General features: G+C 42.9%; 7 protein-coding genes and 1 tRNA gene. 3 read left to right on the forward strand and 5 right to left on the reverse strand.

What is annotated here, in order from left to right:
* Positions 1–103: 103 nt before the first annotated feature.
* Both QUD05_RS12145 and fusA read right to left on the reverse strand, forming a co-directional pair.
* On the reverse strand, positions 104–979 hold the full coding sequence (locus QUD05_RS12145) for a GNAT family N-acetyltransferase (protein WP_289796267.1): 876 nt from the start codon (positions 977–979) through the stop codon (positions 104–106).
* 64 nt (positions 980–1,043) lie between these two features.
* Positions 1,044–3,047, reverse strand: coding sequence for an elongation factor G (fusA, locus tag QUD05_RS12150; RefSeq protein ID WP_289796268.1), 2,004 nt, complete (start codon positions 3,045–3,047; stop codon positions 1,044–1,046).
* A 49-nt stretch (positions 3,048–3,096) separates the two neighbouring features.
* On the opposite strand from fusA, the gene QUD05_RS12155 reads away from it, so the two are divergent.
* The 3 genes from QUD05_RS12155 (at position 3,097) to QUD05_RS12165 (ending at position 5,717) form a co-directional block, all read left to right on the forward strand.
* Complete coding sequence (locus tag QUD05_RS12155; protein WP_289796269.1) at positions 3,097–3,348, forward strand: hypothetical protein; 252 nt, start codon at positions 3,097–3,099, stop codon at positions 3,346–3,348.
* A gap of 409 nt (positions 3,349–3,757) precedes the next feature.
* Positions 3,758–4,834 (forward strand): SAM-dependent methyltransferase, encoded by a 1,077-nt coding sequence (locus tag QUD05_RS12160; protein ID WP_289796270.1) that lies wholly within the window; start codon positions 3,758–3,760, stop codon positions 4,832–4,834.
* Positions 4,835–4,943: 109 nt separating this feature from the next.
* Positions 4,944–5,717, forward strand: a complete 774-nt coding sequence (locus QUD05_RS12165; RefSeq protein ID WP_289796272.1) for a nucleoside phosphorylase — start codon at positions 4,944–4,946, stop codon at positions 5,715–5,717.
* Between the two features lie 263 nt (positions 5,718–5,980).
* Here the strand turns inward: QUD05_RS12165 and QUD05_RS12170 are convergent.
* The 3 genes from QUD05_RS12170 to QUD05_RS12180 form a co-directional block, all read right to left on the reverse strand.
* Positions 5,981–6,054, reverse strand: a tRNA-Val gene (locus QUD05_RS12170).
* 370 nt (positions 6,055–6,424) lie between these two features.
* On the reverse strand, positions 6,425–7,045 hold the full coding sequence (locus QUD05_RS12175) for a hypothetical protein (protein ID WP_289796273.1): 621 nt from the start codon (positions 7,043–7,045) through the stop codon (positions 6,425–6,427).
* Positions 7,046–7,161: 116 nt separating this feature from the next.
* Positions 7,162–12,417: a CHAT domain-containing protein gene (locus QUD05_RS12180; protein WP_289796274.1), complete on the reverse strand. Its 5,256-nt coding sequence runs from the start codon at positions 12,415–12,417 to the stop codon at positions 7,162–7,164.
* Positions 12,418–12,553 lie beyond the last annotated feature (136 nt).

Consider the following 12,553-nt stretch of genomic DNA (forward strand, 5'->3'; position numbering starts at 1 on the left):
TTCAGTAGAGACTACAAAATCAATTCCAGCAAATCCAGAAAAAATAAATGAGTCATGAGTAATGAGTAATGAGTAATAAGTAATACCCATTACTTATTACTTATTACTTATTACTTATTACTTCAAATAAGACTAAGCCATACTTCTCGCCAGTAGGCAAAAAGCCAATTCCTCGATAAACTGCTTGGGCTGCTTGGTTATTATCACCTGTAAACAGGATGGCACGTTTTACTCCTTGCGATCGCGCATCTAACAATGAACCTGCTACCACACTTTTGGCGTAGCCTTTACCCCGCAGCCCTGGCGGTGTCCAGACTCCACCAATTTGCACAATATCAGGTAAGCTAGCATTGAAAGCAGAGTAAGCAACTGGGGTATCTCCTGCTACTAAAACCCAATGCATAGCTGTAGCTTGACGTGCCTCAATTATGCGATCGCAATCAGGTCTTAAACTGGGAGTATCTGTTTTTCCTAAAGCTTCCACATTATAAGCAACGCACCATTCAGTAAGTAATTCCAACTCTTCTGGATATGGTAAACGACACTGCACCTTTGCTGATACTAAGGCTTCAGGTATTTGCAAATCTCCCAGTGCTAGAGAAAACAATATCTCAGCCTCATCAAGCTGAGTTGGTCGGTTGCTAAGTCCCAAAATGCTTTTTGTTGCTTCAACTTGTGCGGCTGGGCCACTAATTCCAGAGATGGCACGTCCAGATTGTGCCACAACTGCTTGTACCACTTCTGGCAGATGTACAGGGGCTTGAACTACGATCATCCCATTCCAAAAATGGGCTGCAATTGCCACTATAGTTTCATCTATGTAGGCCGCTATGTAAGTTCCTTGAAATCTTGCACCTTGGTCAAGCAGTCCCGCAGCTCGCCAATTAGAGCGCAAAAACATAGAAGTATCGGTGTGTTGTAAGAGAAATGCTTCCAGTGATACTTCATCTCCAGGTTGCAAAGTTCTCAAAATAGGCACAAAAACCTCCTAATAATTGAAAGGGACACAGCCTAACTGTGTCCCTAAAAGCTACTTCAAGATGCTAGGACTGGCGATAGCAGGCAAACTCCATTGTAAAAGTAGCCATACCAGAAGTAAGCGATCGCAATTCTGTAGAATACCCAAACATTCGCGCTAGCGGTACTTCTGCCCGAATCACCGTGTATCCCTGCATTGTCTCGGAACCTAACAACAAAGCCCGACGCGAGGATAAGTCACCCTGAATCCTTCCCATGAACTCGTGGGGTGTTTCCACCTCTACAAGCATGATGGGTTCGAGGATGTAGGGTTTGGCTTTGGCGATCGCACCCTCAATTGCTTGATGGGAAGCTGACCGGAAAGCCAATTCTGAGGAGTCAATTGGATGATAAGAACCGCCATCTAAAACGACTTTCACCCCAGTTACCGGATAGCCTTCCAGCTGTCCTGATTGCATCGCCTCACGGCAACCCTTCTCGCACGCCGGGATATATTCTTTGGGAATCGCACCCCCAACCACCCGATTCTCGAAAACAAACGGCTCATCTGTAGGTTCAATCCACCCAGTAATATGGGCGTATTGACCAGGGCCGCCTGACTGTTTCTTGAATCGGTAGTCAAAGGTAGCTTGTTGCCCAATGGTTTCCCGGTATGCCACAGCAGGAGTACCGACGTAGACCTCGGCATTATATTCCCGTTGAATGCGCTCCAGGTAGATTTCCAAGTGGAGTTCGCCCATCCCAGAAATCAAAGTTGCTCCTGATTCGGGATCTATGCTCAACCGGAAGGTAGGGTCTTCCCTTTGAAAGCGATTGAGTGCCTTGGAAAGGCGATCGCTATCTTCCTGTTTTTTGGGCGTAATTGCCAGCGTAATCACTGGTTCCGGTACAAACATCTTCTCTAGAGATACCAGTGGTTCTCCAGAACAGAATGTATCACCAGAAGCACAATCGACACCCAATAAAGCCACTATATCCCCTGCTACGGCAACTTGTACCTCTTCTCGCTTATTGGCGTGCATTCTCACCAAGCGACCGATTTGCACTCGCTGTTCAGTCCGCGAGTTGTATACGGTATCACCGGGTTTGAGCGTCCCAGAGTAAATCCGGGTATAGGTCAACTGCCCAAAGGATTCAACGGTGAGTTTAAATGCCAATGCCACCAAGGAAGCATCGGGATTAGGGTAGACACTCACCGACTCTGCGGTTTTAACCACTTCTCTATCCACGGGAGATGGTAAATAGAGCGTAACTGCATCCAATAAGTTTTGCACTCCTTTATTTTTGAATGCCGAACCCAGCAGTACAGGTGTGAATTTTAGGCTCAAGGTTGCTTGTCGGATGGTTTCCCAAATTAATTCTTTAGGAATTTCCTCACCCGCCAACAACATCTCGGTCATCGATTCTGAGAACAGCGACAAAGTATCTAGCAGTTTGTCACGTGCCTGTTGCGCCTCATCCCTAAGAGGTTCGGGAATTGGCTTTTTCACGCGGTTTTCCCCGTTTTCACCCTCAAAGTAGTCAGCAGTCATTTCTACCAGGTCAATCACTCCCTGGAATTGGTCTTCACTGCCGATAGGATACTGGAGTAATACCGCATTTAGTTGCAAGCGATCGCGTATTCCCTGTACTACACGAAATGGGTCTGCCCCCGTCCGATCCATTTTGTTGATGAACGCCAAACGCGGCACACGGTAGCGCTTCATTTGCCGATCCACCGTAATTGACTGGGACTGCACACCCGCCACAGCACACAGCACCATCACTGCCCCATCTAATACCCGCAAGGCGCGTTCCACTTCAATCGTGAAATCTACGTGTCCAGGTGTATCAATCAAGTTAATTTGAGTATCGTGCCACTGGCAGGTGGTAGCAGCGGAAGTGATGGTTATACCATGCAGCTTTTCTTCTGGCATAAAATCCATCGTTGCACCCTTACCGCCTCCCCGCACTTCCTCAATAGCGTGGATTCTGCCCGTGTAGAAGAGAATTCGCTCTGACAGCGTAGTTTTACCAGAGTCGATGTGGGCAGAGATACCAATATTTCGGATGCGTGTTCGGGGAATCATAAAATTTCCTTTTGTTCAAGCGACAAACAGTCACCAACTGAGTGGTGATATGTTTTGTATTATATATGTACTACAAGCAAAAGACAAGGCTGATAATACAGAAAAACCGTTGATATTTGCCCTAGCTAACGTTATTGCCTGTCCTGGATTGGGTACGGGAATAGGACGAGTGCCATATACTGAAGTTGCTAAACAGATGGCATTAGCTTACGATCATTTTCTGTACCCACCCAAGCATCTCAATTGCATAGTTGCGGCTGAAAGACAACTTCAGATATGGGAAGGAGGAGATTTTAGGTAACGCAGGGCTTTGGATAATAGTCTGAGTTCATTACCAGGGAAAATATGGTGTTCCCTATGGTGTTAAAAATTTAAATGAAATTTATCAAATATTTTTGCAACCAAAGAGAAACACTATTAATTAAGGGAGCGTTATGTCCTTATTAAGCTTCATAAAAAAGTATTAATTTTTAATACATAAATTGATTTTCTAACTCTCAATTTTACTTCTCGTATTTTACCACTTTAAGTAGCATCAGGGAGTGATAAATCCTTTATTTTATAGGAGTTTTGAATTTATCGCAGGTCGAAATTGTCAAAGACGAGTATTTAGTTTTGTCATAAATTTCATATAACTAAAAATCTAAGGTAATGTATACATGACTTCCAGCATTACAGATAAAATCTAAATACATACTCTTTTAGTAAATGTGAATAACAAAAACCGAATTGCTTACCAAGATAACCGCACAGCGATCGCTGCATTCAATGCAATCGTAATGGCAGGAGCAGAGGCTTATATCAATGGGCTAAAAATCCCCGATCCTCTGCTTAAATCCCTTTTAAATCTCTCCATGCAAATCAGCTACAAATATTTTCCTTCTCTTTTAGTTCCCTATGAATGGCTGTTGCAAGAAAGCGATCGCCTTGCAGAAGGGTCACACGAACTAATGAAGATTCAATACAACCTACCCGAAGAAATGTTCAGTCTGATGTTAAAAGAGACAGAACTTTTATATCCCAAATACACAATGGCTTTATGGGAAAAAGGAGCATCTAACCTTGAGCAAGCTCAAATGCAGATGCTTGATGATTTGATCGCAAAAGCAGGCATCGAAGACGGAGACGAAATCTTAGATTTGGGATGCGGTTGGGGTTCTGCATCAAATTACATTCTTTCCCGGTTTCCGCATGTGAAAGTAACGGCTCTTAATTTGAGCCACGGGCAATGCGAATATATGCGGAAAAAAATGCGAGACCCTACCAGTTACCTTAGTTCAGATAGATTCACTCTATATGAAAAGGACTTTAATGATATTGATTTTGAGAATAAGTTTGATAAAATTATGGCGATTGGCCTGTTTGAACATGTAGGGAATTTAACGAAATCATTTCAAAAACTGGCTTCTTTCCTCAAAGATGATGGCAAGGTGTTAATTCACATAATCACAACCAGATTACTGTATAATATAACCCATCCTTTTATCGACAAATATGTTTTTCCAAACATGCGGGTGTGGAGTTATGATCTCATTCCAAAGATTAATACAGACCTGAAAACTATTAATCAATGGTATTTAAATGGTGCTAACTACTCAAAGACTCTGATAAATTGGTTGATGAATTTTGACCAAAATCAAGCGAAAGTCAAAGATTTAAATTATGGCATGAACTATGGCAAGTTCTGCCGGATGTGGAGACTTTATTTGCTCTTGTGCATTGTGTATTTTGACGGTTGTGATGGTGAAATTCTTGGTAACGGTCAATATTTGTTGGTTCATGCGTGACAAGTTAATTGCATAAGTCCTAATAATTTAGCGATCGCCCAACCATATTAAGAGCAATTCTTGGTTCCTTAGTTGTAGGAGCCAGCAATAAGTATGCGAGTAGCATTGAATGGCAAATAAACGTTTCTATCACATAGGCTTTGGGCAAGATGATTTAGGTTCATCACCTCCCAGCATTGCTCTATTATCTGGTGATCCAGAGCGATCGCACCTAATTGCTCAAACTTATTTACAAGATGTACGCGTGTTGTCAGAAAATCGCGGTCTCAACAGCTACATGGGATACTTACCCAATGGTCACAGCATCTTATCAGCGACAAGTGGTATGGGTGCGCCTTCATTAAGTATTGTTGTCAATGAGTTGGTACAAGTAGGAATCCGGCAAATTATTCGCATTGGTACTTGCGGTTCCATTCAACCTTATATACCAGTTGGTAGTGTTGTTATTAGCAGTGCGGCATTATGTCGCCAAGGTGCAGCGAATGACATTGCACCAGTGGAATATCCAGCCGCAGCCGATCCTTTTTTGACAGTCGCTTTAGTTAAAGCTGCACGAGAATTAAAGGTTGAACATTACATCGGAATTACGGCATCAGTTGATACTTTTTACGAAGGACAAGAACGCACTGATTCCGCCAATCCAAATTTAATGCGATCGCTGCATGGCATTACAGAAGAATATCGGCGCTTGAATATCTTGAATTACGAGATGGAATGCGGCACACTCTTCAAAATGGCAGGAGTGTATAATTTTGCTGCTGCTGCTATTTGCGGTGTAGTTGCTTCACGTACTGATAGTGAAAATATTATTCTAGAACAAAGAGATATTGCTGTTAGAAATGCGATCGCAACTGCTGTAAAAGCAGCAGCAAGCTTTGAGTAAACTAACAATTGGAATGAAGCTGAGGCAAAGTTTGTGATTCCCTTTTGGTGCGATCGCGGACAACACAGATTGTAAAAGTTTTTTAGCTTAAGTTAAAATTGAGCCTATAATCTTCAATTTGGCTGCCCTGATAATGTCTCGTCCCAATCAATAGTAGACTAGTCTCAAATGTTGCGACATTAATTTGTAAACGGTTATGGAGAAGATATAACGACACTAATTTGTGAAATTGCGACATTCAATTTGTGAATGTAAATCAATAATGGACGTAACTGGATTCGAACCAGTGACCTCTACGATGTCAACGTAGCGCTCTAACCAACTGAGCTATACGTCCTTAACCACACAATTATCAATATTACCATATACCTCTCTGAGAAGTCAAGATAAAAGACGAAATCAGGCAAACTCTATCACTCCCTAAGTAATCAAGCGCAGATGATTTGACATCCACCGACCTCAAGGCGCTCTTAAGAAGGAGTAATGAGTAATAAGTAATGAGTAATAAGTAATGAGTAAATACTCATTTTTCATCCACTCATTACTTTAAAGCATTGCGTGAAGCATTAGGATTCAGACCCAAATATGTGGTGAAGTATTTGTTTGATTTGTAAAAAGGTTGCACCACTTGCTACAAATCAAACAAATAAGTCAAATCTTTTTTCCTTTTGCCTCCAGCAAGACTGCCTGATTTTCTGCAAGCGTCTTTAAGTTTCTCGAATCCAAAATGCCAATCCTCCCCCACGACCGCGAGCTGCAATGAAATCTTCTGTGACTAAAAAGAAGCCAAAGAAGGGTAGTTTAGCTATAGGTTGGTTGTAGAAATCTTCTGTTTGAACTTTACCAGCACGGATTGCTCTGTTGTAAATAACACGACCAAACAAACTGATAATCATCTGGTTAAAGTCAAAGGCCAATAAATTTTTCTTCCCGAAATATTGCACTGGCCCCGTGAGTTTCAGTGAAACTGGGTTCAGCTCAACCTGATTAGCAATTTCGCCTCTGCCTGAATCCTGTTCCAAAGTGGCATTAAAGGAAACATGGATTGTTATAAATTTGGGTACATAGAAACCGTTGCCTAATACAATTCCCCCACTACCTCTGTTTTTCTTAGTGCCAGTGACAAAGCAAAGTTGCCATTTACCGAGCAGAAACTCAAATGGATAAGTCAACTTTTGTTGCTTGGCAGTTTTTTCGGCTTGTAGCAACGCCTTTACTAATATTTCAGCATTAGGGCGTATACTTTTTGGTTGTCTATACTTAGCCGCAGCCTGAGATAGCACGTTAACAAAGTCAAATGTTGCTTTTGGTGTTAAATTAGCCGTCATGAAGCCACTCTGGATTTAACTATTTCTTTGATTTTCTGATAGATTGTAGCGTTCATCTACAAGAAGACACATCTTTCATCCGTAGTATCCGCTAGAAGTATGTCGATTCCCTACCTTCACCAAGGATTACCAACCATTGTAAATCCAGCCCAATAATAAGGATGCATAAGTGATTCATCAGCAGTGTCAGCAGGTAAAGGCAAATTCCCAACTACTTCTAAACCTTGCACTTGTCCATCCTTGACATAAATTTGCCCTTTGACCATAGCTACTTGAGCTTGTCTGAGAGCTTCTGCTTTAATGGGAGCAGTCTTTAAGTTCTCATAAAATTTTGTCATCAATGCTGCTGTGCCAGCATCATTAACTGACCAAAGACTAGCAACACTAGTTTTCACACCTGCCAGCACTGCTAAACCCGCAAATCCCAGTTCGGATTCTTCATCCCCTAAAGCTGTTCTACAAGCACTCAACACCAGCATTTCAACTTCAGGTTCATTCAAGCGCAATTGTCGTAATTGGTTCAAGCGTAACTTGTCTTCCCACAGTTGAATATAGGAATTACTCAAAGCACCAGTAGCAAAATCGGCATGGGTTGCCATGTGAATTATTCCAAAAGGTTGTTGGCGGCGGATAGTTTTGAGATTTTCTAAGGTGGCTTGCTTGTCTAACAATAATTTGCCCTGCCAGAGTTTAGACACTAGTGTTGATAACTCAACGGGGACTGCTGGTAAAGGCTCTTGTCCCTGAGTACTCTGAGAAACTCCCAGCGCTAAAATTTGAGATTTTTTGATGTCTTTATAGAGGGTATTAGTCAGACTAAGACTAGGCATTAAGCCAATACTGTATTTTTCTACTAGAAATCCCTTACCATCGTGAAGTGCTGCCATTGGGGTTGAACGTAAACCAATGTCTGGTAAAAAGACCAGATTGTTGATTTCTCTCGTTTGTAAATCTGCCTCTAATGGTGCAACAATCCAGCGATAAAGTTGTTGAGATGAACGCAAATAACCGGTGCGACGACGGTTTTGTGGACTAACGATTTGGTCACGAAATTCTTGAGCTACTTGGAGAACTTTGGCTTTAGTTATTTCTGGGATGCGCTTGCGGATAGGATCATCTTTTCCTGTTACTACTACTAGTTCCAGCTGGTCGCTATCCTTTTCTGCTACAGTATTTAACTGTTTCGTCAATTTTTGAGCTTTACCTAAATTTTCCTCTGGTAGAATTTCCACAGGGACAAAACTGATGTAGATAAATGCAGGTTTCACACCAGTCGCTTCTTCAATTTTGCGAGCAATTTCTTTGGCATCATCTAGGGTTTTAATTCTAGGGCTGGGTATGCCTAAATGGTCGGCAAAATCATCTGTGAAATTGTCTTCGGGAGTGGGGTTGGTATTAAGAATGGGGTTATCAATCTTAGGATTATTAAGGTCAAGGTTATTCGGTTTACCTGGTAGATTGCACTGAAATGTGCAGGGGTTAGGATTGGGAGTCTCAGGATTGGGAGTCTCAGGATTGGGAGTTTCAGGATTGGGAGTCTCAGGATTGGGAGTCTCAGGATTGGGAGTCTCAGGATTGGGAGTCTCAGGATTGGGAGTAGGAATTTGACTGACGTTGATTCCTATCTGTACAGGTGCAGAAGAGGAAACGCCGTCATTTGCACTAATTACAAAGGCATTTAGTGACCCATTTGTATCTGCTGGAGGTGTGTATACTAAAGTATCGCCGCTAGATAAGGTTGTAACACCAGGGATGACGGGAACGCCATTGACAGTGATATTTCCCGTATTCACGACATCGACCTTGATGGAGGTGATGTCATTATTAACATCGCTGACTAGCGGAGCCAAACTAGAGAACGTTAAGGTAACAGGTTGATTGGTCTGGGTATCGGGTAGGGATGAGTTGGCTGTTAATGTCGGCGGGGTGTTAACAGATGTAATGGTGATGCTTAGTGGTGTACCGCTAGCATCTCCACCATTTGGCAAGACTGGAAAGCTATTAGCGATTATTGAATTGTCACCTGTAGTGATTGACCCTGCTGTAGCATTGACACTTGCATCACCGACAATAAAATCTACATTGTTTGGGCCACCATCATGGCGAATGCTAACAGTACCTCCTGCTGAAGGTTGAACGTTAGTACCTCCTTCGCCAGTAAAAAATCCACCAGTTGCGATCGCTTCGTCGGTTCCGATTCCCTGAATCAGTCCGTTGGTTAGCACTTGCACATTGCCACCTTGAACAGTGTTTCCATCAACAAAATCGTCTGCTATGGACTGGGTGTTGATGTTGGTAAAACGAATATTGCTGCCAGCAGTATTGGTAGTCTGTAAAGTAACGTTGCCACTTGTAACATTTGCAGTACCATCGACTCCGGTAGCGATCGCTGAGGTATTTATGGCATCATTCACGGTGATATTATCTCTGCTAGTTAAACTTATCGCGCCAGCAGTGCCAATAAAATCGCCACCTCCTTCCTTAACTACAGACGAGTTAATTGCCTCTGTGGTAATACTGCCGCCTGTGGTTGTTGCAACTACATCGCCAGCCTTACCTGATCTATTAGCATCATTTGAAGAGGTATTAATAGCATCTGTTAAGATGTTGCCTGCGGCAGTCAAATTTACTGTTCCTGCATCCGTAATAATAATGCCACCATATCCAAATCCAGAAAACCCTTGAATATTGCTAGTGTCAAGGTTATTTAGGGTAATTCCACCATTTGTGCTTTGGACTGTAATATTACCTGCTGAGTAACCCTGACCACTGGCAATAATGTTGCCCGCAGTAATATCGCCAGTTGCAAACAACGTTACGTTGCCACTATTACCAGTAGTTCTACTTGTATTTAGATTTCCCAGCGATAAGCTAGCTCCAGAAATGTTAATGCCTCCTCCCGTTGTCTGGATGGTGTTGGTGGGATCGACAAAGTTTACAGAACCGGTTTGTGATGTGAGGCTGAAGCTACCACCGCCCAAGTTTAATATAGCGACACCATCGGTTGTTACTGTGGGTGTCGCTCCGGTGATGTCATTGATGGTAATATTGCCTGTGGCTTGTAAATTGATATTTGTACCCGATAAGGCGATCGCACCCCAAGAAACAGTGTTATCTCCAATATCTGCATCGCCAAAGGCAATATTGCCTGCTGTAGCATCAAAATCACCTGTCCCTGCTGCACCATCGATAATGGTCAATGTGCTGGGGTCTAGCAATAAAGTGCCAAAGTTACCATTAGGGGCTGAAGTATCTACTAAACCGTTAAAATTTAAGAAATTTTTACCTGATACTTCTACAAAACCACCATTGCCAGCATTTGCTCCTCCACGAGCCGAAATGTTACCAAAAAACTTGGTTGTGTCGTTACCCCAAACAATTACCTGTCCGCCGTTTCCATTCAAATTACTATCAGCATTAATGACAGATTTTGAGTCTACATAAGTCCGATCTGCGTTGGGTAAAGTCCCCTTACCTTGATAATCTCCACCAATTAGCACAGTACCGCCGCCATTATTCCCAGAGGCGTTAATATTGGCATCAATCACCGCGACTTTTTTACCCAAAGCAGTTATATTACCGCCTGTTTGACTCGCTGCATTCACTTTCCCAGAAACAATCGTTGTACCTGGAGTTGTGGGAATTGTCACATTGGAGTTTGTTAATTTTACAGTTCCATCAGGATTGGCAGTTAAGCCTGTGTTACCAACTGTGAGCAATTCGGGTATTGAGGCAATGGGAATTGTCCAGTTATTAGGTTGGTTGCTACTAGAGGCGAGGGGCTGAATTTCTAGACTCAACAGATTTCCTGGCTGACTAAGACGCACCCAATTTTGTCCTGGTACTGATGTGACAGAAATCTGCCCTCCTGGTGCTGAAAGTTGCCCGGTGTTGACTACAGTACCACCTAATAAATTCAAATTTTGCCCAGTACTTACTGCCAAATTTCCAGCATTTGCGATCGCTCCTGGCTGGTTTGTACTAAAGGCAAATCCATTGGGGTTTCCAACTAAATTTATGTAGTCATTAACACCGATAGCGTTAAACCAACTGCTCCCAAAACCGATGCCGTTAGCTGTTGTCACCGTAAAAGCACCAGGCACATTTAAACTGGCGTTTGCGCCAAAAATAAACCCGGCTGGATTCATCAAGAAAAGGTTAGCATTGCCACCTGTTACCTGAATTAAACCATTGATAACCGAGGCATTCCCGCCTGTAATTCGACCAAGGATATTTTGCAGCGCCGGACTAGCTTGAAAGTTGGCAATTTGTTCTGGTGAAATTCCAAACTGTTGAAAGCTGTGAAAGAGGTTTGCATTATCACCAGAAGTTGTGCCGCCAGTGATATTAAGTCGATTGCCGTTGGGAGTCACAATTGTACCTGTCCCATCGTTAGCAGGAACTATTTGTTGTGCTTGGGCTAATTTGGGATTTACCAACGAGGCAATAACTAGGACTGAAGCGGCGATATTAGACAATAGACCTCTTGCACAAGTCCCTAACACCCCACCCCCAACCCCTCCCCGCTCTTCGGGAGGGGAGACAAAGCGCAGCTTTGGCGGGGTGGGGTTCTTTCTTATTTTTGATTTATGCAAGAGGTCTAATAAAGATTCTTTGCGGCGTAATATGAAGCGACTTGTAGGCAATTCTACATCGATTTGTAACTTGTCTGCTAATCCTCGCCGCCAAAGTGCTTGAGCGATCGCCTTTTGTGACCAGAGGATTTGTTCTGTTCTCCTGGTGACAGACATGCTTTGAGAATGATTTCGGTAGAAATAGAGTGGCTCTTTGACTCGGCGTACTTGGGCTACTTCTGAAAGTCGCAGACATAGGTCATAATCATAGGCACAGCAAGAGAACGATTCGTTAACACCTCCCACTCGGTCATAAACCGATCGCCGCATCAAGCGGAAGTGGAAAGTCATGAAATCTACCAACAAACCTGATTGAGAGTAAGGAATGTCACAGCGATGACCATAACCGATAACTTTGCCGTTTGGATCGATATTTAAGTAGTCGGTGTAAACAAATCCCGTTTCTGGATGTCTATTGAGGACTGTAGCGGTTTGAGCAAGAGCTGTGGGGGCAAGGATATCATCATTGTCTAATATACCGACGTAAGTGCCGCTAGTTTGGCCGATCGCTGCCTTACAAGCCGCAGCAACTCCTTGATTGTCTGCTTCCACCACCCGCACTCGCCCATCTTTTTGAGCATAAGCGTGAGCGATCACCACTGATCCGTCTGTAGAGCCATTATCCCAAATCAATAACTCAAAGTTTTGCCATGTCTGCGTTAAGACGCTAGCGATCGCTTCTTGAAGGTAAGACTCCCGGTTGTAATTGACGATGACAATGGAAATCAGTGGTGACATCGAAGTTTTCCCAAGTTTTCTACCTGTTACCACAATATAATGCTAAGGACTATCACTTAGAATAATTCGCTGTTAATTATAGTTTTAGTTACAAATCTTTTGAAATTTGAATATCAAAAATATGATATTCAAATAT

Source organism: Nostoc sp. GT001 (genome assembly GCF_030382115.1).
In the GTDB taxonomy this organism is placed as follows: domain Bacteria; phylum Cyanobacteriota; class Cyanobacteriia; order Cyanobacteriales; family Nostocaceae; genus Nostoc.